The sequence below is a fragment of the Bdellovibrio sp. 22V genome (assembly GCF_030169785.1).
In the GTDB taxonomy this organism is placed as follows: Bacteria; Bdellovibrionota; Bdellovibrionia; order Bdellovibrionales; family Bdellovibrionaceae; genus Bdellovibrio.
On record NZ_CP125854.1, the window covers coordinates 2,714,965 to 2,739,964 of the forward strand.

The window sequence follows — 25,000 nt, forward strand, 5'->3', positions numbered from 1 at the left end:
ATACATTTCGAAAACCCATGTTATGGTGCCTTTGTTCGCGATCAAAAGGAGTCAAAGTGGATTTCAAAAACATTTCAAATAATGAGCTCACGCAACGCCTAGAAAAATTGGTGCGTACCGAAAGGAAGATCACGCATCTTATTCTTCTGCACCTCAACGAAATTGAATCGCGCAAAATTTATGCGGAACTTGGCTACGATGGTATGTTTTCTTATCTTACAAAAAGCCTTGAGTCGAGCGCTTACCGACGGCTGCAGTCGGCGCGCCTCTTAAAACAAATTCCGTCTGTCGCGGAAAAGCTTGAAACCGGCGCCTTGAATTTGTCCCAACTGACGCAAGTTCAGAAATGCCTCAAAGAAGAAAAGCGAGCAACGGGTGCCGCCGTTTCTCCACTGCAAACTCAGAAGATTCTTCACGAGATTGAACATAAAAATACTTTTGAAACGCAAAAAGTTTTGGCGGTGGAATTTAACAAACCAGTCCAAGCACACGAATCTCTAAAGCCTCAGGCTGACGAAACGATTCGTTTGGAGATCACGCTCTCCAAGGAAGAATTTGAAGAACTCAAGAAAGCTAAGGAACTGCTTTCACATATTTGCCCACACGGTTCCTGGAGTGATGTCATCACGATGCTGGCTCAGAAATACAACAAGGCTAAACTAGGAAATAAAAGCGACGACAGTGTTACGCAGAGCTTCGCCGCTTCGAAGGCAGAATCGCGCAAAACAAAAAAATCCATTTCGCAGAATTTGAATAAGAACCCATCATCGCAATCCAAGCAATCCGAGCAAATCGCAAGAGGAGCCAACTCTCGACCGTACATTTCCATCAAAACAAAACGCGCTTTGCTCACGGCTGCGAATCATCGATGTCAGTACAAACATAAAAACGGCAAAACTTGTGGTTCCAACTACCAACTTCAGATGGATCACATCGTTCCCAAGGCGCTGGGTGGTTCGGATGATTCTAGCAATTTAAGAATTCTCTGTCGCACTCACAATAATCTTATGGCGGAAAAATTGGGGTTAAAAAGGAGGATATAAGCGTTTGTTGGTCGCCCTCCTGCTGCCGACGATACTCTTGAGAGTCTGACTCTTAAATTTCCACCCCTTAAGTCGGAAGAGACTTTGTTAACGAGTCCATTAGACGCCCCGCGCGACGAAATCGCGAGATCCTAACAAGCAACTTCGAAAGTAAGCGACAATTTTCCACGAACCCATTGACGGCTGCGGTTTTAACACCATATTTTGTCCTATCTGACAATTAGCGCACAACGTTAGGTTCGACAGAATATGAGCAAAAGAGACTACTACGAAATTCTGGGCGTCGCCCGCGATGCAGACCAAGATACGATCAAAAAAGCGTATCGCAAATTGGCCATGCAACTCCATCCTGATAAAAATCCGGGCAATAAAGAGGCGGAGGAAAAATTCAAAGAAGCCGCTGGCGCTTATGAGGTTCTCAGTGATCCACAAAAACGTGCGCAGTACGATCGTTTCGGTCACGACGCTTTCTCGGGCCGCGGTGGTGGAGCGGGCTTCCAGGATGTCGACGACATCTTTGCTCACTTCGGTGATATCTTTGGCGACTTTTTCGGTGGAGGCATGGGCGGTCAACGTCAGCGCCGTCAAAGCCGCAATGAGCCTCGTCGTGGATCAGATCTTCGCTACGTCACAGAAATCACTCTGAAAGACGTGATCACGGGTCTTGAAAAAGAAATCGAATTCGACACAGAGAAAAACTGCGACGAGTGTAAAGGCACCGGCGCAGAAAAAGGCTCGCAAGTTTCTACATGCGGAACATGCGGCGGCTCGGGCCAAGTGGTGCGCTCTCAAGGTTTCTTTGCGATGGCTTCGACATGTCCAACGTGTCACGGGCAAGGCACTGTGATCAAAAATCCGTGCAAGTCGTGCAAAGGCAAAGGCCGTCAACCTGAACACAGAAAAATCCGTCTTAACATTCCGGCGGGAGTCGACACAGGCACACGTCTGCGTGTTGCGACCGAAGGCGAAGGCGGTTACATGGGAGGTCCTCCGGGAGATCTCTATGTCGAAATCCGCGTAAAACAACATCCTCATTTTGAACGTCGTGGAGACGATCTGTTCGCGGAAGTTTCCATCCCGTACGTGCAAATGCTTTTGGGCGCGGAGGTCGAAGTACCGACAGTGATGGGTAAAGCAACGCTCGAAATTCCTCGCGGCGCTCACCCTGGCGACAACGTGAAACTTTCCGGAGAAGGTTTGCCTTCACTTCGCGGCAGCCGTCGCGGTGATATCTATTTCCATGTGAACGTGCAGTTCCCGGAAAAACTCCACAAGGATGAGGAAAAAGCGTTAAGAGAAATCGCGAAAGCACGCGGTTTAAAAGTCGCAGCGGAAGGCGGCGGTTTGTTCGGACGTAAAAAATAGGCGCTTGAAATTGAGGCCCCAGCGTTGAAGGGTTTGCGCCGGGGCCTGAGAGAGAGGGGCTGTTGTGAGGTCACATCATGCCCAAAGCTGCCCGATAACACGAGTTAAATGTCCGTAACATATTGATATTATTTGTTAAAATATTGTCATGTTTTTTTAAGTTGGGCACCTTGACGAATGCGAATGGAGCCCCACATTGAAAGTATCTAAAAGAGCTTAATAGGAGACTTGGTATGGGTAAAATTATTGGTATCGACTTAGGAACGACGAATTCATGCGTCGCGATTATGGAGGGCGGTGAGCCTAAAGTTCTCGTGAACGAAGAAGGCGCGCGTACCACTCCTTCCGTTGTCGCGTACACGAAAGACGGCGACCGTTTGGTGGGTCAAATTGCTAAACGTCAGGCTGTAACAAATCCTGAAAACACGATCTACTCTGCAAAACGTTTCATCGGTCGCAGATTCGAAGAAATTTCTGAAGAAATCAAACTTGTTCCTTACACTGTAGTTGCTAAAGGCAACGACTGTGCTTTCAAAGTTCAAGGCAAACAAGTTTCTCCGGAAGAGATCGGTGCAGCTGTTCTCGCGAAATTGAAAAAAGTGGCTGAAGACTACTTGGGTGAACCTGTAACGGAAGCCGTTGTGACTGTTCCTGCTTACTTCAACGATGCGCAAAGACAGGCGACAAAAGACGCCGGTCGTATCGCAGGTCTTGACGTAAAACGTATTATCAACGAACCGACAGCAGCAGCGCTTGCTTACGGTCTTGATAGAAAGAAAGACGAAAAGATCGCTATCTATGACTTCGGTGGAGGTACATTCGATATCTCTATCCTTGAAGTCGGTGACGGTGTTGTCGAAGTTCGTGCGACGAACGGGGACACTCACTTGGGTGGTGACAACTTCGATACAGTGATCTTGGAATGGTTGATTTCTGAATTCAAAAAAGATCAAGGTATTGATCTTAAGAATGACAAAATGGCTTTGCAGCGTCTGAAAGAGGCGGCTGAAAAAGCGAAGATCGAACTTTCTTCAACACAAGAAACAGAGATCAATTTGCCATTCATCACGGCTGACCAATCTGGTCCGAAACATTTGCAAACAAGACTTTCTCGCGCAAAGTTCGATCAGATGACGGAAGACCTTGTAAAACGCTCTATGGAGCCTTGCCGTAAGGCTTTGGCGGATGCGGGATTGAAAGCTTCTGAGATCGACGAAGTCGTTCTTGTGGGTGGTTCAACACGCATTCCTTCTATCCAAAAAGCAGTGAAAGACTTCTTCGGTAAAGAGCCAAACCGCACAGTGAATCCAGATGAAGTTGTGGCCGTTGGTGCCGCAGTTCAAGGTGGTGTCCTTGCGGGTGAAGTGAAAGACGTTCTTCTTCTTGACGTAACTCCGCTCAGCCTCGGTATCGAGACTTTGGGTGGCGTGATGACGACATTGATCGAGAGAAACACAGCGATTCCTACAAAGAAATCACAAGTGTTCTCGACAGCGGCAGACAACCAACCTGCGGTGGACATCCATGTCCTGCAAGGTGAGCGTAAGATGGCGACAGACAACAAAACTTTGGGACGCTTTGAGCTTGTTGGTATCCCACCAGCTCCGCGCGGTGTTCCTCAAGTCGAGGTGACTTTCGATATCGACGCCAATGGTATCTTGCACGTGAGTGCGAAAGACATGTCGTCTGGTAAGACTCAGCAAATCAAGATCACGGCGCAATCCGGTCTTTCTGAAGAAGAGATCAAGCGCGCAGTGAACGATGCTGAAGGTCACGCGGAAGAAGATAAGCGTAAAGCGGAAGCAGCAACGCAAAGAAACAACCTCGACAACTTGGTTTACCAAACTGAGAAGTTGATCAAAGATTCTGGCGCACAAATCCCAGAAGCTGAGGTGAAATCTGCGAATGAAGCGATCGCTGACGCGAAAAAAGTTCTTGAGAACAAAGGCTCTTCAGCTGATGAACTCAAAGCTTCTTTCGAAAAGTTGCAAGCTTTGACACACAAATTGACTTCTGAGCTTTATAAAAAGCAAGGAGCTCAAGGTGGCGATCAAGGCGCTGGCGGCGGACAGCAAGAGCCGTCTGAGCCGAACAAAGGCGGCGACGACGTGATCGATGCTGACTACAAAGACGTCAACTAAGACTGATTAAAATCTAAATACAAAAAAGCCGGGTTCGAAAGAATCCGGCTTTTTTATTTTCAGGATCTTGAATTAGGACTAGATGCGGCCAGCGCGAATATTCACTTTGATGCTGGGAATAAGCAGCTTCGGCGCGGCCAAAGTTTTGTCGCGCTCCGTTCTAAACTTCACAAACTCTTCTTTTTTCGTTGTGTCTTTCAGATGAATATTCTGTGTTTTTTCTTCTTTCACCGTCGTTTGAAATTTCAGATCGCGGCCTTGCGGTTGATAGTCGTGACCGACAAAGATGCGGGTGGAGTCAGGCAAAGAATAAATTTTATTTTCAATGGAATTGTAAAGATCTTCGGCGCTGCCCTTAGGAAAATCACAGCGGCCTGTGCCGGAGTCGGGCATAAAAATGGCATCTCCGGTGAAAAGCGCATCCTCAATCAGATAACAAGCGCAGGCCGGTGTGTGGCCGGGGGTGAACATGACTTTGAATTTTAACGATCCTGCTTGCAAGGTGTCGCCGTCTTTTAAAAGAACGTCGAACTCTTTTCCGTGCACGTCCAAGTCAGGCAGGTTCAAAACTTCTTTGAAGGCGGCTTGAACTTCCGTGATGCGCTCGCCGATGGCGACCTTGATGTTCGGATAATAGTTTTTAAAAAGTTGCGAGCTCGACAAGTGGTCGGCATGGGCATGAGTTTCCATCACGTAGTGCGGAGTAAGATGATTTTCGCGCAGATACGCGACGACGGCGTCCAAAGATTCGGTGGACCGTGTTTCTGACGTGAGATCGAAATTCCAAACTGGATCAATAACGACGGCATCTTTGGTTGCAGGATCCGCTACGACATAAGTAAGTGTCGAAGTCCCACGATCAAAAAAATGCTGAATCTGCAGAGCCATGGTTTTTCTCCTCGGAAGTGAGCGTCTTTAGTTTTAGGACAGCGTAGAATGAAGTCAACGAAATCATCGACGTGCGCTCTCAGGGTCGGTTAGTATATTTTTAAAAAGAGGTTTCCTATGCCAGATAATATATTATGGGCTTTGCTTGGCGGAGCGTTGATTGGATTCGCGTCTTCGCTGATGCTGGTGTTTAACGGACGCGTGACAGGTATCAGTGGCATTCTCAATGGATTTTTAGGATTTTCTTCTGGCGAAAAACTGTGGCGCGGACTTTTTATCGCGGGACTCGTGCTGGGCGGTTTTGCCATGAACCAATGGCGACCGGCTTTATTTGCAAACGCTACAAATCGCACGACGTGGATGATTGCGTTGGCGGGCGTGATCGTGGGTTTTGGAACTGTTCTGGGAAGTGGTTGTACAAGTGGCCATGGCGTCTGCGGAATATCGCGCTTTTCGGTGCGTTCTATCGTCGCTACATTGATCTTTATGATAGTGGGGATTGTAACCGCGACGGCTTTTAAATATTGGGCGGGATTTTGATATGCAAAAGTACGGACAGCTTTTTATCGCTTTTTTTGTTGGAGTGATTTTTTCTATCGGTCTTGCGATTGCGGGAATGACTCAACCGCAAAAAGTTATCGGCTTTTTGCAATGGGGGGAGGGTTGGGATCCATCGTTGCTCTTTGTGATGATGGCGGCAATCCCGGTTCATGCGTTGTCCTATTTGTGGATTCGCGGGAAAAGAAGTCCTCTTTTTGATTCTCAATGGCATATTCCAAAGGCGAAGGAGTTAAACAAACCTCTTATGGTAGGAAGCGCGCTTTTTGGATTTGGCTGGGCCCTAGGAGGCTATTGTCCCGGACCCGGTTTGTCCTCTTTAGGATCCGGAAATTTTCAAGCAGGCATTTTTGTCGCGGCGATGATTGTAGGGATGTCTCTACATCGTCTCTATCAGAGTCGTACCAAAATATAATCCTGCATCTGCGTGTAAACATTTGACCTCGTGACCTTAGGAGTTACGATTTAGTTACGAGGTTGTTATGCAGAAAGAACTTTATCCTGTCCCTGCGGACGTTGCGAAAAATGCATTGATCAACGAGGCAAAGTACAAAGAAATGTACGAACGCTCTGTCAAAGACCCCGAAGGTTTTTGGGCCGAGCAAGGCGAGCGTCTGCACTGGTTTAAGAAGTGGGATAAAGTCAAAGAAACCAGCTTTCACAAACCGGTGAGCATCAAGTGGTACCAGGGTGGAAAGCTGAATGTCTCTTACAACTGCATTGATCGCCATCTTAAGGACCGTGGCGACAAAGTCGCCCTTTTGTGGGAGCCGGATCTTCCCGAAATTCCCGTTAGAAAAATCACCTACAAAGAATTGCACCACGAAGTTTGCAAGCTTGCGAACGTGCTAAAAAAAATGGGCGTTAAAAAAGGCGACGTCGTGACGATCTATATGCCGATGATTCCTGAGACTGCTTATGCGATGCTCGCATGTGCGCGTATCGGTGCGGTTCACTCGGTTGTCTTCGGAGGTTTTGCTCCTGATTCCATCGCGGATCGTATGATTGACGGTCAATCACGTTTCGTCATCACAGCAGACGCGGGCTTTCGCGGCAGCAAGGTTATTCATCTTAAGGACAACGTCGACAAGGCGCTCGCAAAAGTATCTAATCTCGAAAGCGTTTTAGTTTTTAAGTACGCAGATCAAAACGTCGATATGCAAAGTGGCCGCGATATCTGGTATCACGATATTGTTAAAACCGTGAACGATCAGTGTGAAGCCGAGCCGATGGATGCGGAAGATCCTCTTTTCATTCTTTACACATCCGGTTCAACAGGAAAACCCAAAGGCGTGATGCACACGACAGGCGGCTATCTGGTTTATGCCAGTATGACTCACCAATATGTTTTCGACTATCGCGAAAACGATATTTACTGGTGCAGTGCTGACGTAGGGTGGGTCACAGGGCACAGTTATATTGTCTATGGCCCTCTAGCGAATGGTTCTACGTCTCTCTTTTTTGAAGGTGTTCCGAACTATCCAACGCCGGCGCGCTTCTGGGAAATTATTGATAAACATCATGTGACGATTTTCTATACTTCTCCGACGGCGATTCGTTCGTTGATGCGGGAAGGAGATGCCTTTGTTAAACAAACCTCTCGTAAAACATTGCGAGTTTTGGGTTCTGTGGGAGAGCCGATTAATCCCGAAGCTTGGTACTGGTATCACGATGTTGTGGGTGAGGGGCGATGTCCTATTGTCGATACCTGGTGGCAGACAGAGACAGGTGGTATTCTGATCACCGCGTTGCCGGGAGCTATCGCGACGAAGCCAGGTTCTGCGACCTTGCCATTTTTCGGAGTGCAACCGAAGCTTCTTTCCAACGAAGGACAAGAGATTCACGGAGCCGGTGAGGGTGTCTTGGTCATCGCGGATTCCTGGCCTGGACAAATGCGCTCGGTCTATCGCGATCACAAGCGTTTCGAAGAGACTTATTTTTCGACCTATGCCGGTTACTATTTTACAGGTGATGGATGTCGCCGCGATAAAGATGGATATTATTGGATCACCGGTCGCGTGGACGATGTTATCAATGTCTCGGGTCATCGTCTGGGAACGGCCGAGATTGAGTCAGCGTTAGTGGCACACGCTAAAGTCGCAGAGGCTGCTGTGGTGGGATATCCTCACGATATCAAAGGGCAAGGAATCTATGCCTTCGTCACTTTGAAGACGGGAGAAACGCCTTCTGAGGATCTGCGTAAAGAGCTGATCCAGACAGTTCGTAAGGAAATTGGCCCGATCGCCACGCCGGATTTGATCCAGTGGGCGCCCCGTTTGCCAAAGACAAGATCAGGTAAAATCATGCGCAGAATTTTGCGAAAAATCGCGGAAAATCAACCAGATCAGTTGGGGGACATCACCACTCTTTCAGAGCCGGGAGTCGTCCAAGAACTGGTAGACAATAGAATGAATCGATGATAATTTCGCCCCGCACAAATAGAGAGTCGAAAGCCTTTTAAAGGGAGTTTGAGATGAAGAAAACTCAGTTGATCACGTTGGTATTGATGGTTCTTGCAGCGGCATTCAGCCGTTTGATTCCTCATCCTTGGAACTTCACTGCGATCGGAGCGATGGCTCTTTTCGGTGGTGCGAACTTTCCTTCAAAAAAGCTTTCCCTGATTCTTCCTTTGGCGGCCTTGTTGGTCAGTGACTTTGTTTTGGGGTTCCACTCAACCATGCTTTTTGTTTATTTCGCATTTTCTTTGATCGTGATTTTGGGCTGGAATTTGCGTGAACAAAAATCAGTTTTCCGCGTTGGTACCTTTGCTCTTGTTTCGAGTTCTGTCTTCTTTTTGATCTCAAATTTGGGCGTCTGGTTGATGGAAGGTTTCTATGCGCCGACATGGGCTGGTCTGGTTCAGTGTTACGTTGCTGCGATCCCGTTCTTTGATAACCAGATCTATGGCGATCTTTTCTTCTCGGGAATTTTGTTTGGTGGCTATGAAGCTTTAAAACGCTGGGCCTTAAATCCAGTCGCGTCGCGCGTATAGTAAGTAGTAATGCCTTTGATGAAACGACGAAGAACACTTTAAAGTTTCATCTTTTAAAAATACGATATTCCTTTCTCAAAAAAATCCGATAAGCGGGGAACTCGATGAAATGGTGTCCCCGTGAGCAAAGCGCAGTTTACAATTCAAAATCTTCCTCAGCACCTCTTGCTTGAAATCAGTGGCATCATTGATGAGCATGTGGACTTTCCGGAGCTTGTTCTTGCCGAAAATCGTGACGTCTTGGTGGACCTTTCTCGTTTTGAAAGCATCAACTCTGTCGGAATCCGCTCTTGGATTGAATGGATCAGCAAACAGAAATTTCGCTGGATGTTTTTGCAGAAATGCCCGCGCGTTTTTATCGATCAGGTAAATAACGTGCATGGATTTCTTCCGGAAAACTCCGTGATTCTGTCTTTCTATGCGCCTTATTACTCCGAAGTGACGGACGAGGAAGCGCAGATTCTTTTCCGCCAGGGCGAGCATTTCAGTAAAGGGAAGATCATCGAAATGCCTTTTGTCTTAGACTCGGATTTGAATCGCATGTCTTTGGACGTGTTTCCCGAAAAATATTTACGCTTTTTGCCGCGTTTTACCCGTTAATGTGACTCGCTCATTGCAAGTATAAAGGCTTCTTTGGTACAAGCTTGGCATGGCATTAGACTCAATGGGCTCTTCGAAAATGAAACTCGGTTTGCATCGTCCTATCTTGGATGGAAGGGTGAACTTTCCTTTGTGTCTGGCGCCTATGGTGGGTTTGACTCACGTTGCTTTACGTGAGGTCATGCGCGCCTATCTCCCGCAAAATGCGTTTACGATTTGGCCGACAGAGATGCTCAACTCGCGCCGTATTCCCGCTGAAAATCTTGAAAAAACACCCGAGACTTTGCGAGCCGCCCATGAAACTGGTCTCGTTCCGCAAATTCTTGGCAACGAAGAAATCCCGATTGCAGAGAGCGTGAAAAGACTTGTCGAATGGGGAGCGGAAGCCATCGACATCAATATGGGTTGTCCCGTGCAAAAAGCCTTGAAGCACAACTACGGAGTCGCGTTGATGGGAGATCCTGCCTACGCCGCGGAAGTCGTGCGTATGACTGTCAAAAACTCAACGGTGCCTGTCAGTGTTAAGCTGCGTGCCGTGGGTAGCACTAAGGAATTTGACGAGCTTCTTTCATTTGTGACAGGGCTTCGCAACTCCGGAGCTGCGTGGGTGTGTTTGCATCCGCGAACAGCGGCGCAAAAACGCCGTGGTTCCGCAGACTGGGAACAAATCAAACAACTGCATGCGGCGGTTGATTTTCCTGTCATTGGCAATGGCGATATTCAAACGGCGGAAGACGCGATGTTGATGTTGCAAGAAACCGGCTGTGACATGGCGATGGCGGGTCGTGGTTTAGCCGCCCGTCCTTGGATGATGTGGCAGTTGGGTGAGGACCTGGGCTTTGCACCTCCCGCAGGGAAAGAGGGTATGAAAGCGCCGCGGACTCCGGAAGAGGAAGGTTCTGAATACGGTCGCTGCCTTTTGCATTTGATTGAATTATCCCGTCAGTATTTTGGCGAAGATCTGGCGATGCGTAAGGTGCGTTTTTACGTGCGCACAACCAGTGTATGGCTCGTGTTTGGAAATGCTCTTGTCGGTGTTTGTGCGAAAGCGAAAAATATCGATGAGATGATCGAAGGGGTTCGCAAATTCTTCGAGGGCCCTGTTGAGATGAGCCCTCGCACCGAATTAAGACAATAGATTAAGGAAAATGCGCCGGGCGTGGAGTACGATCGGGCTCGCCATAAGCAGAACGTCGGACTTCGTAGTTCTTATCAGAGCCCAAAGAATCGACTTCATAAAGGTCTTCTTAAAAATTATTTTCCTTCAAGCATCGGCGTCAGTTTGCCTTCGTCATCCAGAGCTTTTAGATCCGTGTAACCACCGATCAATTGCCCATTGATAAGAATGATAGGCACCGTTCTCCAGCCGGTTTCGTTTTTAATTCGGTCGATCTCTTCCTGTTTGTCAGTGAGATCAACAACGTCGTAAGCAATCCCTTTTCCCTCGAGGAAATTGATCGCACGATCACAATAAGGACACGGGTTCTTTTTATAGATAAGTACTTTAGCCATAATTCTTTTTGACATAGCCACCACACAGAGACAAGGATTCAAATGCGATGCTATGTTTACTCTGCCAATCCCCACATTCAGAAGCCTTTAAAGTCGAGAAGAAGCCTGAGCGCAGTTATTTTCATTGTGCAGAGTGCGATTTGATCTTTATGAACCCCGCAGAGCGTCTTGATCCTCAACAGGAAAAAGCGCGCTACGATCATCATGAAAACCAAGAAAGTGCGGGTTACGTGTCCTTCTTGGAACCTTTGGTGAACGAAATAGATAAGTATTTTAAAGCGGCGAATCTTGATCCTGCGCAATTGTCGGTGTTGGATTTTGGTTGCGGTCCGACGGCGGTCCTATCGAAACTCTTCGCGCAAAAAGGATATCGCGTTGCGAACTACGATCTTTACTACAATCCTAATCAGGAACTTTTAAAAAAACAGTATCATCTGATCACAAGCACGGAAGTGTGGGAGCATTTATACAACCCACGCGAAGAAATTGAACGGCAACTCAAGATGCTCAAGGCAGGCGGCCTTTTAGGAATTATGACCTCTGCCCACCGAGGCGAAGGCGCATTTCATGATTGGCACTACCGTCGCGATCTCACACACGTCGTTTTCTTTTCTGAAAAAACCATGCAGTGGTTGGCGGAGCACTTCAGGCTGCATGTGATCAAAGCCAAAAGCCCGTACTGGATCTTTCAAAAGCTTTACTGACAAATGCGCTCAAGGTTTGCGCGGAACTCGACCGGTTTTTTGAGGATTTTGATTTCGTCGAAAACGTTTTTGGCTTCGGCGTTTTTCAAAGACAAAGCTTTGAGCCATTGTTTTGTGCGCGAGACGGCGAAGTAGTCGTTGATATACAAGGTGCTTGCTTCAAAGAATTGCGGCAAAAGTGGTTTGGCTCTTTGCCAATTCATTTCTTCGACCGGTTCTTGTGACAGGCTTTGTTTGATTTGGCGGAAGATAAAAGGATTGCTCATCACGCCTCGGCCGATCATGTAGTCCTGGCAGTTCGTGACCTCTACGCAGCGATGAAAGTCTGCGACGTTCCAGATCTCGCCATTGGCGATGATTTTTGTATTCACTTTTTCTTTGATACGCGGGATCCATTCCCAATACGCCGGTGGTTTGTAACCGTCGGTTTTCGTGCGGCAGTGGATGGTGAGCCATGTGGCATTGGCTTGTTCTACGGCTTGCGCGATTTCGATACACTTCGTTGGATCATCAAAGCCTAAACGGATTTTTGCGGTGACGGGAATCTCCGCCGGAATGGCTTTGCGAACGGTGTCGACGATTGTAAACACGCGATCGCAGGATTTCAGCAATGAAGCTCCGCCATCGTGACGGTTCACCGTTTTTGCCGGGCAACCGAAGTTCAGATCAATCCCCAAAGCACCCAGTTTTACGGCTCGCTGTGCATTTAAAGCCAAAGGCTCGGCATGACCGCCAAGCAGTTGCACGAAAACAGGAGTGCCCCAGCGCGTGCGTGAACCGGTTTTAAGTTCAGGGCAGTTTTTATAAAAAACGCTCTCGGGATGCAGGCGATCGGTGACGCGCAAAAACTCGGTCACGCATTGATCAATGCCGCCGATACGAGTGAGCGTATCGCGCATCACCCAATCAACAACACCTTCCATCGGAGCCAAAAACAACTTCATGAAAACCTAGCCGCCCATTTTTTTGACGATGTCGAAATGTTTTTTATCGACCGGCTGAACAGAAAGACGCGAGCCTTTTTGCAGCACCACCATGTCGGCAAGTTTGTCGTTCTCGCGAAGGTCCGCAAGGCTCACAAGATTTTTGAATTTCTTGACGAACTCGACTTCGACGCAAAACCAGATCGGTTTTTCTTTCGTCGCTTTTTCATCGTAGTACTCGGATTTTTTATCAAACTGAGTTTTGTCGGCGGCAGCGGCTTTAGAAACACGGGCAAGACCTGCCACGCCCGGTGGCTCGGCATTGGAGTGATAGAACAAAACTTCGTCTCCGACTTGCATGTCTTTCATCATGAAGTTGCGGGCTTGATAATTGCGAACGCCTTCCCACCATGTCGTCTTGTCTTTGTGAAGTTGATCAATCGAAAAGACATCTGGTTCTGATTTCATGAGCCAGTATTTCATTTTGTTTTCTCCGCTTTGATTTTGCCGGATTTAAAGAACCACTCTCCCGCTTGTTTGCGGAAGGTGCTCACTTCGTGATGAATGTAGTCTTCATCGTCGACAGAGTAAAAAGCTTTGAACTCGACAATGCCTTTGGTTGCCTTTTCTTCGGCATGAACGATCTCGAGCTTAAGGAACTTCGCGCGCTCGGCCCACTCCTTGTTCGCGTCGTCATCGATAAGATCCAAAGTCTGAGGATCCGTCGTATCACGCAGGAACTGCATTTGATTTTTCGCAAAAGCGCTATAACGAGCTCGCATTAGAGCTTCGGCCGTGGGAGCCAAAGCTTTTCCTGAATGGTAAACACCACAACATTCTGTATATTTCTTTTCGGAACCGCAGGGACATTTCATGCGGGGCAAAATACCAGAACTCCCTCGAGAGAGGCAGTAAGGACTCTTATAAAATGCACTGCGCCAGGGGTGCCAGGGATTTATTTCACTGTTATCGTCTTAGGTGAGGTGAATTTATGGCAAAATGGGCTCTTATCACAGGGGCGACTGCAGGGATCGGCTGGGCGACAGCGCATGCCTTGGCAGAACATGGTTATTCGATTTTTGCGACGGGCCGTCGCTTGGACCGTCTCCAAGAACTGGGCAAACACATTCAACAGACTTTCCCGAACGTGGAATTCAAAATGGCGCAATTCGATCTTTCCGATCGTTTCGAGGTCAGTGAATTTTTGAAAGCGCATTATGCCGAACTCGCGCATTTGGATGTTCTCGTCAACAATGCGGGACTTGCGAAGGGTGTCGACAAAATGCAAGACGCTTCCCTGGATGACTGGGAAGACATGATCGACACGAACATCAAGGGCCTTCTTTTCATGACCCGCGGAGTGATCGGCCACATGGTTCGCAAAAATTCCGGGCACATCGTCAACCTGGGTTCTGTTGCGGGACGCTGGACTTATCCAGGTGGCGGAGTTTATTGCGCAACCAAGTTTGCCGTGCGAGCCCTTTCAGAGGGTTTGCGCATGGATCTTCTTGGCACGAACATTCGTGTGACGAATATCGAGCCCGGCATGGTGAACAGCGAATTTTCATTAGTTCGTTTGCGAGATCAAGCCAAGGCCGACAAAGTTTATGAAGGCATGACTCCGCTTCAGCCGAAGGATATTGCCGATACTATCGCGTGGTGCGTGGCGCGCCCTGCGCATGTCAACATTCAGGAGCTTGTCATTTATCCAACTGATCAAGCCCACGTAGGCCAAGTAGCACGCAAAGGTTAAGGTTTAACTCTGAGGAGGCCGTGATGGCACAAAATGGATTTCGCATCGAAAAAGACACCATGGGTGAAGTGAAAGTTCCCGCAGATAAATTCTGGGGAGCGCAAACACAAAGGTCCTCTGAAAACTTTCGTATCGGCGGAGATCACTTCCCACGCGAGATGATTCGCGCTCTGGGAATTCTTAAAAAATCGGCGGCACTGACGAACCAACGCCTTGGGCTTTTGGATGCAAAAAAAGCTGACATGATCGTGAAGGCGGCGGATGAGGTGATTTCAGGAAAACTCGATGCGCATTTTCCTTTGGTCGTGTGGCAGACAGGTTCGGGAACGCAAACAAACATGAATGCGAATGAAGTCATCGCCAATCGGGCGATGGATATGATGGGCCTTAAGCTTCCCAACAAAGAAATTCATCCCAATGATGACGTGAACAAGGGGCAAAGTTCAAACGACACGTTCCCGACCGCAATGCACATCGCAGTGGCGGAGCAGGTCCATCATCGTCTTTTGCCGATGATGGAGAAACTGTATAAAGCTTTGCACAAAAAACAGGATGAATTCAAAGACATCGTGAAAATCGGGCGCACTCACTTGATGGACGCCACACCGTTAACGCTGGGACAGGAATTTTCCGGTTATGCCACACAAATGAAACGCTCTTTGCAGCGCGTGCGGAACACACTTCCGCATCTGCATGAACTGGCATTGGGTGGAACAGCCGTGGGAACGGGACTCAATACGCATCCGCGGTTTGCGGTGGAAGCGGCCAAAGAAATCGCGAATGAAACGAAACTTCCCTTTGTCACTGCGGAAAACAAGTTTGAAGCTTTGGCTAGTCACGATGCCTTGGTGGAAGTCAGTGGCGCTTTGAACTCAGTGGCGGTGTCATTGATGAAAATCGCTAACGACATTCGTTTGCTGGGGTCGGGACCTCGCTGCGGGATCGGCGAGCTGCATCTTCCTGAAAACGAACCGGGCAGCTCTATTATGCCGGGGAAAGTGAATCCGACCCAGAGCGAAGCTATGACCATGGTCTGTGCGCAGGTAATGGGTAATCACGTCGCGGTCACTATTGGTGGCGCCACAGGACACTTTGAACTCAATGTGTTTAAACCTCTTATTGTTTTTAACGTGTTGAATTCAGTTCGCTTGTTAGCCGATGCCTGCGAATCGTTCACAGATCATTGCGTTTCCGGCATTGAGGCAAACACCAAACAGATTCAGAAGCATCTGGAGCAATCACTGATGCTCGTGACGGCTCTAAACCCTCACATTGGCTACGACAATGCCGCCAAAATCGCCAAAACTGCCCACAAAAATGGCACAACACTGCGCGAAGAAGCCATCAATCTTGGACTCCTTTCTGGCGAAGAATTTGATAAGATAGTAAAACCAGAAAAAATGATCGGCGCGCAATCGGCGGATGCCGGTAGAGTGTAGCGCCGGAGGCGCGGAACTAAAGGCGCGAGGCGCACAGAGTGGAAGGGCAAAGCCCCGGAACTGGAGTAGTATTTAATGAATCCGTTATTGGCAAAAGCGAGTTGGATGGACAGCGATGATATTCGTCCTTACGTTTTCGTTCGTCCTGAAAATCAAATCGCGCAGCCAGGTTCGGTTCATCGTCTCGACTGGTTTAAGAAAGAGCCGATTTTCAAAGATCCGCTCGACATCGCGGAAATCTCTTTTGCAGATCGTATTTACTCCATCGAAGAGCGTGCGTTTGGTCCGTCCAACATGGCAATGCCTCGTTGGGTTTTTTATGACTGCGCGGTGATGCCGGGTTTTGTGGCGGGTTTTGCCGCTCGTCCGCGGGCTCTTTCCAAAGAAGTACGCGAAGCTCTTGATCCTAAAAAATTTCCGGCGACGGGCTCTCCGATTAAAACCTCCAACGTCATGAAAGAAGTAACGTCTTTGGATGACATGGACTGGGTGCCTCTGTCTTTGTTCATCATTATCCCGACAATGCATCGCGGGGAGTGGGTGGCGCACAATCTTTGTTCTGTGAACTCACTATTGCCGCAAGGCCAAGGCTTTTATGGTCTTGGTTTCCTTTCGAAGGCCTTCGGTCTTTGGTATGCGAATGTGGGCCAGTGCTCTGGAATGACTCAGTGGGGCAGTCCAGCTTTAAAACTTCACTCGCATTATGGCCATTTAGAGGTGATTGGGGCTTATGCTCCGGTGCACTCTCATGCTAAAACTATTACTTACCGTGTTCAGGTCAATACAAACTGCTGGGAGCAGTTCTTTAGCAAGCAGCCGGATCTGGCGTTTCTAGAGAACTACGGGCCGACGCAGACATTTATTGATCCCAAGAGCGAAGAGAGTATGCTGAATTTCCAGCAGCGTATCGAACGCGGTGAGGGACCCTTCTATTTGAGTGCGAGTGAAATCGCGCAAAAGAAGTTGGACGAAAAATTAACGATTTATACTTTGAAACAACAATACTAGATAGGAAGAAATAATGTCGATGAATACTCTGCCCCCCGTCGCGAAATCTTTTTTTGCATTCTGTAAAAAATGTGATGCTGACAGATACCATGTCGTTTTGGCGCACACTTCGTCGACGTCTGCGAAAATCAAATGTGAAATTTGTGGTTCGCAAAAAACTTATTCTCTTCCAAAAGCGCAAACTCGCACGGGCAAGCCTTTGACGGGAGCTGCCGCGAAGAAGCGTGAACAAACGATGAACTCACGTAAATCCAGCCACCGCAATGAATACGAAATGTTGATGTCGAACGAATCGGCGCCAACAGCTTCGTACAATATGAAGGCGAAGTTCGAAAAGAACACAAAGTTGCAACATCCAAAGTTCGGCATGGGTTTTATCAAAGACGCTTTGTCTGACAAAATCGAAGTGGTTTTCGAAGACGAAGTAAGAACTTTGATCCACAATCGTCCGTAATATTTTCTGGGAAAAAGGGACCTAGTACCTTTTTTCCTTTCTTGGAATAGTGATTTTAAATGGAATGGCTTAAAGGGTTGAACCCCGAGCAACAAAAGGCCGTAAAACACAATTACGGCCCTTTGCTTATTTTAGCGGGCGCGGGTTCAGGCAAAACTACAGTTCTTGTTTCAAGAACGGGGCGTTTGATTTCTGAAAGAGTCGCACAGGCTCAGGAGATCTGCGTTTTGACGTTCACGAACAAGGCCGCGCGCGAACTCAAACATCGCGTGGGTGCCAAGCTGGGCAATACGGGTAAAGGTCTTTGGGCAGGGACGTTTCACTCGTTTGGTTTGCAGATTTTACGGCGTTTCCATAAGCACGCGGGTCTTTCTCCCTATTTCGGGATTGTCGATCAAACGGATTGCAATGCGATTTTGAAAGACCTGATCAAAGACGTTAAAAACTCCGGCAAAGATAAATTCGACGTCGATAAAATTCTAGCGATGATCAATGATCGTCGTACAGGACACGCGCCAAAAACAGAGGCTTTCGACGAGTATCACGAGATGGCCGAAGTGCTTGCGCCGAAATTCGCAAAGCGCCTCGAGCATTTAGGTGTCGTGGATTTTGAAGGGCTTTTGATTAAGCCGCTTCAGTTGTTTAAAGAAAACCCCGACATTCTTGAAAAAGTTCAAGGATCTTTCAGCCAGGTCATGGTCGACGAGTTTCAAGATACAAATCGTATGCAAATGGACTTGATCCATCAGATCGTCAAATCCCACAACAATCTGACCGTGGTGGGTGATGATGACCAATCGATTTACGGCTGGCGCGGCGCTGAGGTGAAAAACATTCTGAACTTCCCGCAAGAGTTTAAAAACTGTGAAGTGATTAAGCTCGAGCGGAACTATCGTTCCTCTGCGGAAATCTTGGCAGTGGCGAACGCCGCTATTTCCAAAAATAAAAATCGTCACGGTAAAATCTTGCGTTCCGAAGCCGCTCAGGACACGGGCGAATTGCCGGAACTGTTTGTCCTGGATCGTGAAGAGGACGAGTGTGAATTCGTTGTCTCTGAAATTTTGAATTTCCAGAGACAAGGTTATAAGTATAAAGACTTTGCGGTCCTTTATCGTTCGAACACGCAAGGTGGTTTGATCGAATCATCCTTGCGCCGAGCGAATATTCCTTATTCGATCACTGGCGGAACTTCTATTTTCGACCGCCGCGAGATCAAAGACATGATGGCTTATTTAAAGCAGGCTTTGGCTCCGAATGAAGTGTCGTTAAGACGTATCATCAATGTCCCTTCGCGAGGCATCGGCGATACGACGATTGAAAAACTCAGTGAGTTCGCTTTGAAAAAGAGAATCAATTTTGTCGACGCCTGCCGTTTCTGGAAAGAAGCGGAAGTGCAGGACAAAGCCGGGGAGTCCATCGACAACCTGATGAAGTTCATTGAAGATCTGCCAAAAAATATTTTGGATTTCCAAGTGGGCTCTACACCCGGTGCAAAGATGGTCGAAATCTTCCAGAACATCGGCTATCGCGAATACGTCTATGGAACCGCGGCAGATCCGACCAGTGCCGAGAAAAAATGGATGGTCGTTGAAATCTTCGGTCGCATTCTGGATTCTTACTTAGGCCGGCGTTCTTACGACGTGGAAAACATCAAGTCCTTCGTAGACTCGATGCTTTTGCGCGATGATATGGGCGAGGAAGAAGAAGAGCAGAACAAAGTGCAGCTCATGACCTTGCATGCATCCAAGGGACTTGAGTTCCCCGTAGTGGTGTTGGCAGGTCTTGAAGAAGATCTTCTGCCGCACAAAAACCTGGGCTCGGATATCGATGAAGAACGTCGTCTGTTTTATGTCGGTGTCACTCGCGCGAAGAAGCGCTTAGTGATGTCCCGTTGTCAACAACGTAAGAAAAACGGCGCGGTTCGTCCCGTGACGCCTTCACGATTCTTGCTTGAGATCCCCAAAGAACTTTACAAAGAGTATCCTCTCGGCGCCCGCCCGGTCGTGGGTCAAGAGCGTGATGATCTTGTCGCGAATTTCTTGTCGAAGCTCGACAGTCAATTAGGCACAAAAAAATAGCCTGTCTGAAACGACAGGCCTTTTCTTATTTCACCAGATTCTTAAAATCTTCCGGCAAGGGCGCCGTAAAAGTTTTGGCGGTGCTGCCGATGTTTAATGTCAACTTCGCGGCGTGCAGAAACATACGGTCGGTTTTGTAAATCTGTGCCATACGCTCATTGTATTTGGGATCGCCATAACGGCTGTCGCCGACAATCGCATGTTTTGCGAGGGCGGTGTGTTTGCGAATTTGGTGTTGGCGTCCGGTAAGAAGTTGCAGCTCTACCAAAGAAAAATACTGATTGGCCTGAAGGACGCGGTAAAGCGTGCGAGCTTCGACACGGTCTTTGCTAAGACCTTGCGGATTTTTTCGGCCTTCCGCTTTGTCGGAAATAGGGGATGACCATTCTTGCCATTGCTGCGAAACCGGCATAGCTCCGCGCAGAACGGCGTAATAGATTTTCTCGGTCTGGTGTTTTTGAAACTGTTCAGCCAGCTCTGCGGCCGTTTCCTGTTCCGTCGCGATCAAAAGCAATCCGCTGGTTTCTTTATCCAAACGGTGCACAGGATAAATATCGTGATAGCTTCCTTTGGGAAGTTGTTTTTTTAAAAGTTCGCGCACGTCGCCCGCTTCGTTATGAACGGAAACTCCGGGAGGCTTGTCGATCACAAGCCAGTTTTTCGACTTCTCAATAATAGGCAAGGCAGTCACGTTATTCACACTCTTTTAAAATAGCACGGACTTCATCGACGCCAAGGTCTTTGCTTGTGAGATCACTCTCAAAAATTTTTCTTTCTTTGCGAGAGACCGCCAATGAATGCACGGAGATTAACACGATCAAGTTGAAAAGAAATCCCATCCAGCTCAAAAACAGAAAACCCGCACCCATCAAAAAAAGATTCTTTTCGTAGGCATGAAGATCTCGTTCTTCTTTTCCCTCGGAATAAGGTTCTATGTCCGAGCGGGATTCGCGCCAAATCAAACCGACTTTTTGCAGGTTGTTTTGCAAGAGTCTGTAGGAAGGTGTTTTTACTTTTTTGCGATGCAGGCCTACTTGCAGGCCAGTGACAATGGCGGAGGGAATCCAACCTACGACATATGCCGCTGCCAATTCGGGAGCCATAACTGTCCTCTTTTCTGGCCTAAGAATAGGCCCGATTTTGATTCTTAGCAAGGACAGGCTAGGGACATTTGTGGTCGGGAGTCGCAACGGCAGAATAAGAAGTGCAGCGTTTTGTTGCTCGGAGGAGGGCCGTATGAACCCAGCCATTGATGAGTTCTTGATCTTCTTGGATCACGAGGACGACACGGACTATGGCGACTTTAAACGCGAAGTAGACGCTCATCTGCGCTATATGATCGAGTCCTTAAGACCTCTGACTCCCGAACAGATATGGCAACTGCGTAAGATTCGCGAGCAATTGCTTTGGTCTTATAAGGACAACATTGAAGAGATGCGCTCGCTTTTGAAGGAGGAAGTTTCTCATCTGGAAAACTTCACTCCGCCGGAATTATAATAACTCTGCGCGCCGTTCTTGCTCTCCCTGCCGGCTCTAGGTACGCTTTTGGCAAAGCGGAGGTCTTTTCTATGTCCATACTGGCGCAGCAAGAGTTTTGTATCACCCTCAGTGATTTGGCCTCTTTTATGGAAATTTCTCCGGCCGAAATAAAAAAGAAAATCGAAACGGTTTTGCAAAAGAAAGTGAAAACTCCTTGGCTGATGCCAGAGGAAGTTCGTCAGGTTCTTCTCGCAGAAGGATATAAGTATCCGCGCAAAGTTATTTCCATTCAAATGCTCAAGGGCGGCGTTGCGAAGACGACGTCGGTTCTGAATATGGGGCTTCGTGCGGCGATGTATGGTGCGCGTGTTTTATTTATTGATCTCGATCAACAGGCGAATTTGAGTTTCGCTTTGGGCGTGGAGGATGAAAGTCTTCCGGTTTGGGTCGACATCGTCGAAAAGCGCAAGTCTATCGAAGAGTGTGTGCGTTTCGTCGAACCGCATGTGGATTTGATTCCATCCAGCTTGAACAACTCCGTTTTGGACCGCGTTCTTCTGAATTCCAACCGCAACTGGGCGCAGGCGGTGAAGGCTCCACTTGAGAAAATCAAACATCGCTATGATCTGATTTTGATTGATACAGCTCCTGCCCTGAGTGCAATCAATACTGCGGTGACGGTGGCTTCCGATGAGGTGATTCTTCCGGTGAACCCTGATAAGTTCGCTTTCTTGGGGCTGCAAAAGAATTTGAGCGAGCTTGAAGATATCAAGCAGGATTTTGAGTTAAGTTTCGAGAGAAAAATTTTATTCACGAAATTCGACGGGCGCGAAAACACGAGTCATGAGCTTCTACAGAAGTGCATTGAATCTTTTGAGGATTCTTTGATGAAAGGCTATATTCGAACTTCTTCGGAAGTGAAGAACACCGTGCGTTCCGGCAAGAGTTTGTTTGCAGGCAAGTCTCCCGTAAAAGCCGACTATGATTTTGTCACACGTGAAATGTTAGGATTTGTTTAAGAGGTGCCTATGCCAGAAATTAAAAATTACGACGGAAAAAAGAAACACGGTCACAAAGGTGATCATCATAAAAAGCATGAAAAGCATCATGCCAAACACTCAGCGAATAAACGCCGTCCTCACCATGAGGAACCTCGCGAGGCCGACGAAATTATCACAGACGCTGAAGGCACGATTCTAGAAGCTGCCGATATTATGGAAGAAACGGATGCGATCAACACGGAAGCGCAAAACGAAGGTGTTAAAATAGACGAAGCTCCGATTCATGACTTCCATGCGGAAGCCAACATGGCGGAATCGAATATGGCGGAAGATGATAATTCTTTTGAAACGGAAGCGGAGAAACACGAGGAGAAAACTCATCTAGAGTTTTACGGCAGTGAATTGATCCGTCAAAAAGCTCCGAAAGTGATGGAGCTGGCTGATTCCGTAGCTGAAGAGTGGAAAAAAGACGGTCAGTTCGAGGGACTTCCTGTCGGAAATCCTTTGGCGCAAATCGCCGCAGCAAAAGCTTTACGTACGGCCAAAGATGTGGAAAAGAAGCTCGAGGAAAAAGGCGTTTTCGTAATGGCGAAGATGGGCCTTGATTACGTTAAATCGAAGATTGAAAAGAAACATTAATGTCCCGTGAAGCTCGTATCCGCGAAATTTTGACTCAGGCCCTTGCTCCGCTCCATTTGGAGGTCGAAAACGAGAGCCACATGCATTCCGTTCCCGCAAACAGCGAAACTCATTTCAAAGTTTTGGTGGTTTCCCCGCAGTTTGAGGGAAAGAGTCGTATTGATCGTCAGCGCCTCGTGAACGAGCTTTTAGCAACGGAGCTTCGTTCTGGGCTCCATGCGCTCACCCAGCGTGCTTTGACCCCGCAGGAATGGGATCAGCAACGCGCCAAAATGGCTTTTGAATCTCCAGAGTGTCTGGGTGGTTCAAAGCACGACAAAAAGTAGGAAAAAGGTACCTGGGACCTTTTTCCTCGTCTATTCACCGAATTCGTTTAATTTTGATTTGAGTTCGCCTAAGAGGCGTTTGACTTCAAGGAGCTGTTCTTCGTCAGGAGAGAGCTTGTTGGACATTTGCTCGCTGAGGACGTCCCAACTGTCAAGAGCCTGCTTGAGATCTTGATTCAAGTTCCCAAACAAAGATTTCCGCGAAGATTCTTTCTTTTCGGTCGTTGCCGAAGAATCCTGGGAATTGTTCTGTTGTCTCTCTATGATGCCGTCACTCATTCGTATCTAAAATTCTGCTTATTTTTTCTACCGAAAGCGCTTCATGCGCAGGGGCGATAGTGTGATAAATGGAACTCCATTTGACAAGTATTTTTAGCCTGGTAAAGATACTGTTTTTCAGGAGTGTGACATCATGTCTCAAGAGATTATCTACACAATGAAGGGCGTAAGTAAAGTATATCCTCCACAAAGATACGTGTTGAAGGATATTTATCTTTCTTACTTCTACGGAGCTAAGATCGGCGTTCTTGGTCTGAACGGTTCTGGCAAGTCGACTTTGCTTAGAATTATGGCAGGTGTGGATAAAGACTTCCTCGGTGAAGCTTTCCCATCGAAAACAATGAAAGTCGGTTACTTCGAGCAAGAACCGCAATTGGATGAAACTCTGACGGTGAAAGAAAATATCTTTGCCGGTATGGGGGAGCTTCCCAAACTCATGAAAGAGTACAATGCCATCAACGATAAATTCAGCGATCCTGACTTGGATCCGGATGAAATGAACAAGCTCATCGAAAAGCAGGGCGCGATCCAAGAAAAATTGGAAGCGTTGGGAGCTTGGGACGTTGATCAAAAGATTGAAATCGTGATGGACGCTCTTCGTTGTCCAGATGGTGATTTGCCTGTGACAAATCTTTCCGGTGGTGAAAGACGTCGTGTTGCTTTGGCAAGATTGATCATGTCAGAGCCGGATATTTTACTTCTGGACGAGCCGACGAATCATCTGGATGCTGAATCCGTGGCATGGTTGGAACAATATCTTTCAAAATTCCCGGGAACTGTTATCGCGGTGACGCATGACCGTTACTTCTTGGACAACGTGGCCGGCTGGATCCTGGAGTTGGATCGCGGTGAAGGTATTCCTTGGAAAGGAAACTACTCATCTTGGCTGGAACAAAAAGACAAGCGTATGGCAAATGAAGCCAAAGACCAAGCCCGCAAAGCAAAAACTTTGGAGCGTGAGTTGGAGTGGATTCGTCAGGGTGCTAAAGCTCGTCAGGCGAAGTCCAAAGCGCGTATTTCTAACTACGAAAATCTGATTAAAGAGGCGTCTCCAGAGAAAATCCAAGAGATGTCCATCTACATCCCACCGGGACCTCGTTTGGGGGATATCGTTGTTGAAGCCAAAGGCATCACAAAAGCTTACGATCACAAGGTTCTTTTGGACGACGTGAGCTTCACAATCCCGCGTGGTGCGATTGTCGGCGTTATCGGGCCGAACGGTGTCGGTAAATCGACGCTCTTCCGTATGATCACGGGTAAAGAGCAACCAGACAGCGGTTCTTTCAAAGTCGGTGAAACAGTGAAGATCGCTTATGTGGATCAAACGCGCGAAACGTTGGATCCGAACAAAACAATCTTTGAAGAGCTTTCGGGCGGCGCTGACGTGATCCAATTGGGATCGCGTGAGATCAATGCGCGTCAGTACGTTTCTTGGTTTAACTTCTCCGGTACGGATCAACAGAAAAAAGTCGGTCAGTTGTCGGGTGGGGAGAGAAACCGCGTGAACATGGCGAAGATCTTGAAGCAAGGTGCGAACTTATTGCTTCTCGATGAGCCGACGAATGATTTGGACGTGAACACAATGCGTGCCCTTGAAGAAGCGCTTCTCGAGTTCGGTGGATCTGCGGTCGTGATTTCGCATGATCGTTGGTTCTTGGACCGTGTGTGCACGCATATCATGGCGTTTGAGGGTGATTCTAAAATCGAATTCTTCCCAGGCAACTTCTCCGAATACGAAGAAGACCGCAAGAAACGTTTTGGCGAAAACGCAGGACCCAAACGCGTACGCTTCAAAATGGTTTAAAGAAAAAAGGTACC

General features: G+C 47.8%; 28 protein-coding genes. 20 read left to right on the plus strand and 8 right to left on the minus strand.

Annotation, left to right across the window (positions count from 1 at the left end; translation table 11 throughout):
- Window positions 1–56 precede the first annotated feature (56 nt).
- From QJS83_RS13165 to dnaK, 3 genes are all read left to right on the plus strand, one after another.
- Window positions 57–1,043, plus strand: coding sequence for an HNH endonuclease (locus QJS83_RS13165; RefSeq protein ID WP_284605391.1), 987 nt, complete (start codon window positions 57–59; stop codon window positions 1,041–1,043).
- Window positions 1,044–1,292: 249 nt separating this feature from the next.
- The gene (gene dnaJ / locus QJS83_RS13170; protein ID WP_284605392.1) at window positions 1,293–2,408 is read left to right on the plus strand and encodes a molecular chaperone DnaJ; all 1,116 of its coding nucleotides are present in this window, start codon (window positions 1,293–1,295) and stop codon (window positions 2,406–2,408) included.
- A gap of 233 nt (window positions 2,409–2,641) precedes the next feature.
- Window positions 2,642–4,549 carry a molecular chaperone DnaK gene (dnaK, locus tag QJS83_RS13175; protein ID WP_284605393.1) on the plus strand — a complete coding sequence of 636 codons (1,908 nt, stop codon included), beginning with the start codon at window positions 2,642–2,644 and terminating at the stop codon, window positions 4,547–4,549.
- A gap of 78 nt (window positions 4,550–4,627) precedes the next feature.
- On the opposite strand, the gene QJS83_RS13180 is transcribed toward dnaK, so the two are convergent.
- Window positions 4,628–5,437, minus strand: coding sequence for an MBL fold metallo-hydrolase (locus QJS83_RS13180; RefSeq protein WP_284605394.1), 810 nt, complete (start codon window positions 5,435–5,437; stop codon window positions 4,628–4,630).
- Between the two features lie 117 nt (window positions 5,438–5,554).
- On the opposite strand from QJS83_RS13180, the gene QJS83_RS13185 reads away from it, so the two are divergent.
- The 6 genes from QJS83_RS13185 to QJS83_RS13210 all read left to right on the plus strand — a co-directional run bounded on the left by QJS83_RS13185 (window position 5,555) and on the right by QJS83_RS13210 (window position 10,725).
- Entirely contained in the window at window positions 5,555–5,977 is a 423-nt protein-coding gene (locus QJS83_RS13185) for a YeeE/YedE family protein (protein WP_284605395.1), read from the plus strand.
- 1 nt (window position 5,978) lies between these two features.
- Window positions 5,979–6,410: a DUF6691 family protein gene (locus QJS83_RS13190; RefSeq protein ID WP_284605396.1), complete on the plus strand. Its 432-nt coding sequence runs from the start codon at window positions 5,979–5,981 to the stop codon at window positions 6,408–6,410.
- A gap of 67 nt (window positions 6,411–6,477) precedes the next feature.
- Window positions 6,478–8,415 carry an acetate--CoA ligase gene (gene acs, locus QJS83_RS13195; RefSeq protein ID WP_284605397.1) on the plus strand — a complete coding sequence of 646 codons (1,938 nt, stop codon included), beginning with the start codon at window positions 6,478–6,480 and terminating at the stop codon, window positions 8,413–8,415.
- 53 nt (window positions 8,416–8,468) lie between these two features.
- A complete protein-coding gene (locus QJS83_RS13200; RefSeq protein ID WP_284605398.1) occupies window positions 8,469–8,987 on the plus strand; it encodes a DUF6580 family putative transport protein in 519 nt (172 codons plus the stop codon).
- Between the two features lie 120 nt (window positions 8,988–9,107).
- A complete protein-coding gene (locus tag QJS83_RS13205; protein ID WP_284605399.1) occupies window positions 9,108–9,587 on the plus strand; it encodes a hypothetical protein in 480 nt (159 codons plus the stop codon).
- A gap of 49 nt (window positions 9,588–9,636) precedes the next feature.
- On the plus strand, window positions 9,637–10,725 hold the full coding sequence (locus QJS83_RS13210; RefSeq protein WP_284605401.1) for a tRNA-dihydrouridine synthase family protein: 1,089 nt from the start codon (window positions 9,637–9,639) through the stop codon (window positions 10,723–10,725).
- A 116-nt stretch (window positions 10,726–10,841) separates the two neighbouring features.
- Here the strand turns inward: QJS83_RS13210 and QJS83_RS13215 are convergent, their stop codons facing one another.
- Window positions 10,842–11,099 (minus strand): glutaredoxin domain-containing protein, encoded by a 258-nt coding sequence (locus tag QJS83_RS13215; RefSeq protein WP_284605403.1) that lies wholly within the window; start codon window positions 11,097–11,099, stop codon window positions 10,842–10,844.
- A gap of 47 nt (window positions 11,100–11,146) precedes the next feature.
- On the opposite strand from QJS83_RS13215, the gene QJS83_RS13220 reads away from it, so the two are divergent.
- Window positions 11,147–11,803 (plus strand): class I SAM-dependent methyltransferase, encoded by a 657-nt coding sequence (locus QJS83_RS13220; RefSeq protein ID WP_284605404.1) that lies wholly within the window; start codon window positions 11,147–11,149, stop codon window positions 11,801–11,803.
- Here the strand turns inward: QJS83_RS13220 and QJS83_RS13225 are convergent.
- The 3 genes from QJS83_RS13225 to QJS83_RS13235 are packed head-to-tail and all read right to left on the minus strand — an operon-like array spanning window position 11,797 to window position 13,601.
- Complete coding sequence (locus QJS83_RS13225; RefSeq protein ID WP_284605405.1) at window positions 11,797–12,747, minus strand: tRNA dihydrouridine synthase; 951 nt, start codon at window positions 12,745–12,747, stop codon at window positions 11,797–11,799. The genes QJS83_RS13220 and QJS83_RS13225 overlap by 7 nt on opposite strands.
- Window positions 12,748–12,753: 6 nt before the next feature.
- Entirely contained in the window at window positions 12,754–13,209 is a 456-nt protein-coding gene (locus QJS83_RS13230; RefSeq protein WP_284605407.1) for an EVE domain-containing protein, read from the minus strand.
- Entirely contained in the window at window positions 13,206–13,601 is a 396-nt protein-coding gene (locus QJS83_RS13235; protein ID WP_284605408.1) for a YchJ family protein, read from the minus strand. Before QJS83_RS13235 ends, QJS83_RS13230 begins: the two co-directional genes overlap by 4 nt.
- Before the next feature lie 116 nt (window positions 13,602–13,717).
- Between QJS83_RS13235 and QJS83_RS13240 the strand changes: the two genes are divergently transcribed.
- From QJS83_RS13240 to QJS83_RS13260, 5 genes are all read left to right on the plus strand, one after another.
- Entirely contained in the window at window positions 13,718–14,479 is a 762-nt protein-coding gene (locus tag QJS83_RS13240; protein WP_284605409.1) for an SDR family NAD(P)-dependent oxidoreductase, read from the plus strand.
- A gap of 23 nt (window positions 14,480–14,502) precedes the next feature.
- On the plus strand, window positions 14,503–15,918 hold the full coding sequence (fumC, locus tag QJS83_RS13245) for a class II fumarate hydratase (protein ID WP_284605410.1): 1,416 nt from the start codon (window positions 14,503–14,505) through the stop codon (window positions 15,916–15,918).
- Between the two features lie 75 nt (window positions 15,919–15,993).
- Entirely contained in the window at window positions 15,994–16,926 is a 933-nt protein-coding gene (locus QJS83_RS13250) for a hypothetical protein (RefSeq protein ID WP_284605411.1), read from the plus strand.
- 13 nt (window positions 16,927–16,939) lie between these two features.
- The gene (locus QJS83_RS13255) at window positions 16,940–17,380 is read left to right on the plus strand and encodes a hypothetical protein (RefSeq protein ID WP_284605412.1); all 441 of its coding nucleotides are present in this window, start codon (window positions 16,940–16,942) and stop codon (window positions 17,378–17,380) included.
- A 59-nt stretch (window positions 17,381–17,439) separates the two neighbouring features.
- The gene (locus QJS83_RS13260) at window positions 17,440–19,458 is read left to right on the plus strand and encodes an ATP-dependent helicase (RefSeq protein ID WP_284605413.1); all 2,019 of its coding nucleotides are present in this window, start codon (window positions 17,440–17,442) and stop codon (window positions 19,456–19,458) included.
- 25 nt (window positions 19,459–19,483) lie between these two features.
- Here QJS83_RS13260 and QJS83_RS13265 read toward each other — a convergent pair whose 3' ends face one another.
- On the minus strand, window positions 19,484–20,158 hold the full coding sequence (locus tag QJS83_RS13265; RefSeq protein WP_284605414.1) for an RluA family pseudouridine synthase: 675 nt from the start codon (window positions 20,156–20,158) through the stop codon (window positions 19,484–19,486).
- A complete protein-coding gene (locus QJS83_RS13270; RefSeq protein WP_284605415.1) occupies window positions 20,151–20,561 on the minus strand; it encodes a hypothetical protein in 411 nt (136 codons plus the stop codon). Before QJS83_RS13270 ends, QJS83_RS13265 begins: the two co-directional genes overlap by 8 nt.
- Before the next feature lie 133 nt (window positions 20,562–20,694).
- Between QJS83_RS13270 and QJS83_RS13275 the strand changes: the two genes are divergently transcribed.
- The 4 genes from QJS83_RS13275 (at window position 20,695) to QJS83_RS13290 (ending at window position 22,903) form a co-directional block, all read left to right on the plus strand.
- Window positions 20,695–20,955, plus strand: coding sequence for a hypothetical protein (locus tag QJS83_RS13275; protein WP_284605416.1), 261 nt, complete (start codon window positions 20,695–20,697; stop codon window positions 20,953–20,955).
- 71 nt (window positions 20,956–21,026) lie between these two features.
- The gene (locus QJS83_RS13280) at window positions 21,027–21,956 is read left to right on the plus strand and encodes a ParA family protein (protein WP_284605417.1); all 930 of its coding nucleotides are present in this window, start codon (window positions 21,027–21,029) and stop codon (window positions 21,954–21,956) included.
- 9 nt (window positions 21,957–21,965) lie between these two features.
- Window positions 21,966–22,577 (plus strand): hypothetical protein, encoded by a 612-nt coding sequence (locus QJS83_RS13285; RefSeq protein WP_284605418.1) that lies wholly within the window; start codon window positions 21,966–21,968, stop codon window positions 22,575–22,577.
- Complete coding sequence (locus QJS83_RS13290) at window positions 22,577–22,903, plus strand: BolA family protein (RefSeq protein WP_284605420.1); 327 nt, start codon at window positions 22,577–22,579, stop codon at window positions 22,901–22,903. Before QJS83_RS13285 ends, QJS83_RS13290 begins: the two co-directional genes overlap by 1 nt.
- A 30-nt stretch (window positions 22,904–22,933) precedes the next feature.
- On the opposite strand, the gene QJS83_RS13295 is transcribed toward QJS83_RS13290, so the two are convergent.
- Window positions 22,934–23,182 (minus strand): hypothetical protein, encoded by a 249-nt coding sequence (locus QJS83_RS13295; RefSeq protein ID WP_284605421.1) that lies wholly within the window; start codon window positions 23,180–23,182, stop codon window positions 22,934–22,936.
- A 133-nt stretch (window positions 23,183–23,315) separates the two neighbouring features.
- Between QJS83_RS13295 and ettA the strand changes: the two genes are divergently transcribed.
- Entirely contained in the window at window positions 23,316–24,986 is a 1,671-nt protein-coding gene (ettA, locus tag QJS83_RS13300; protein ID WP_284605422.1) for an energy-dependent translational throttle protein EttA, read from the plus strand.
- Window positions 24,987–25,000: the final 14 nt, after the last annotated feature.

What these genes read in the sequence shown, in the direction of transcription:
- dnaJ (WP_284605392.1), top strand. Translation starts at nt 1,293, where the DNA reads ATGAGCAAAAGAGACTACTACGAAATTCTGGGCGTCGCCCGCGATGCA.
- dnaK (WP_284605393.1), top strand. Translation starts at nt 2,642, where the DNA reads ATGGGTAAAATTATTGGTATCGACTTAGGAACGACGAATTCATGCGTC.
- QJS83_RS13180 (WP_284605394.1), bottom strand. Translation starts at nt 5,437, where the DNA reads ATGGCTCTGCAGATTCAGCATTTTTTTGATCGTGGGACTTCGACACTT.
- QJS83_RS13185 (WP_284605395.1), top strand. Translation starts at nt 5,555, where the DNA reads ATGCCAGATAATATATTATGGGCTTTGCTTGGCGGAGCGTTGATTGGA.
- QJS83_RS13190 (WP_284605396.1), top strand. Translation starts at nt 5,979, where the DNA reads ATGCAAAAGTACGGACAGCTTTTTATCGCTTTTTTTGTTGGAGTGATT.
- acs (WP_284605397.1), top strand. Translation starts at nt 6,478, where the DNA reads ATGCAGAAAGAACTTTATCCTGTCCCTGCGGACGTTGCGAAAAATGCA.
- QJS83_RS13200 (WP_284605398.1), top strand. Translation starts at nt 8,469, where the DNA reads ATGAAGAAAACTCAGTTGATCACGTTGGTATTGATGGTTCTTGCAGCG.
- QJS83_RS13210 (WP_284605401.1), top strand. Translation starts at nt 9,637, where the DNA reads ATGGCATTAGACTCAATGGGCTCTTCGAAAATGAAACTCGGTTTGCAT.
- QJS83_RS13215 (WP_284605403.1), bottom strand. Translation starts at nt 11,099, where the DNA reads ATGGCTAAAGTACTTATCTATAAAAAGAACCCGTGTCCTTATTGTGAT.
- QJS83_RS13220 (WP_284605404.1), top strand. Translation starts at nt 11,147, where the DNA reads ATGCTATGTTTACTCTGCCAATCCCCACATTCAGAAGCCTTTAAAGTC.
- QJS83_RS13225 (WP_284605405.1), bottom strand. Translation starts at nt 12,747, where the DNA reads ATGAAGTTGTTTTTGGCTCCGATGGAAGGTGTTGTTGATTGGGTGATG.
- QJS83_RS13230 (WP_284605407.1), bottom strand. Translation starts at nt 13,209, where the DNA reads ATGAAATACTGGCTCATGAAATCAGAACCAGATGTCTTTTCGATTGAT.
- QJS83_RS13235 (WP_284605408.1), bottom strand. Translation starts at nt 13,601, where the DNA reads ATGAAATGTCCCTGCGGTTCCGAAAAGAAATATACAGAATGTTGTGGT.
- QJS83_RS13240 (WP_284605409.1), top strand. Translation starts at nt 13,718, where the DNA reads ATGGCAAAATGGGCTCTTATCACAGGGGCGACTGCAGGGATCGGCTGG.
- fumC (WP_284605410.1), top strand. Translation starts at nt 14,503, where the DNA reads ATGGCACAAAATGGATTTCGCATCGAAAAAGACACCATGGGTGAAGTG.
- QJS83_RS13250 (WP_284605411.1), top strand. Translation starts at nt 15,994, where the DNA reads ATGAATCCGTTATTGGCAAAAGCGAGTTGGATGGACAGCGATGATATT.
- QJS83_RS13255 (WP_284605412.1), top strand. Translation starts at nt 16,940, where the DNA reads ATGTCGATGAATACTCTGCCCCCCGTCGCGAAATCTTTTTTTGCATTC.
- QJS83_RS13260 (WP_284605413.1), top strand. Translation starts at nt 17,440, where the DNA reads ATGGAATGGCTTAAAGGGTTGAACCCCGAGCAACAAAAGGCCGTAAAA.
- QJS83_RS13270 (WP_284605415.1), bottom strand. Translation starts at nt 20,561, where the DNA reads ATGGCTCCCGAATTGGCAGCGGCATATGTCGTAGGTTGGATTCCCTCC.
- QJS83_RS13275 (WP_284605416.1), top strand. Translation starts at nt 20,695, where the DNA reads ATGAACCCAGCCATTGATGAGTTCTTGATCTTCTTGGATCACGAGGAC.
- QJS83_RS13280 (WP_284605417.1), top strand. Translation starts at nt 21,027, where the DNA reads ATGTCCATACTGGCGCAGCAAGAGTTTTGTATCACCCTCAGTGATTTG.
- QJS83_RS13285 (WP_284605418.1), top strand. Translation starts at nt 21,966, where the DNA reads ATGCCAGAAATTAAAAATTACGACGGAAAAAAGAAACACGGTCACAAA.
- QJS83_RS13290 (WP_284605420.1), top strand. Translation starts at nt 22,577, where the DNA reads ATGTCCCGTGAAGCTCGTATCCGCGAAATTTTGACTCAGGCCCTTGCT.
- QJS83_RS13295 (WP_284605421.1), bottom strand. Translation starts at nt 23,182, where the DNA reads ATGAGTGACGGCATCATAGAGAGACAACAGAACAATTCCCAGGATTCT.
- ettA (WP_284605422.1), top strand. Translation starts at nt 23,316, where the DNA reads ATGTCTCAAGAGATTATCTACACAATGAAGGGCGTAAGTAAAGTATAT.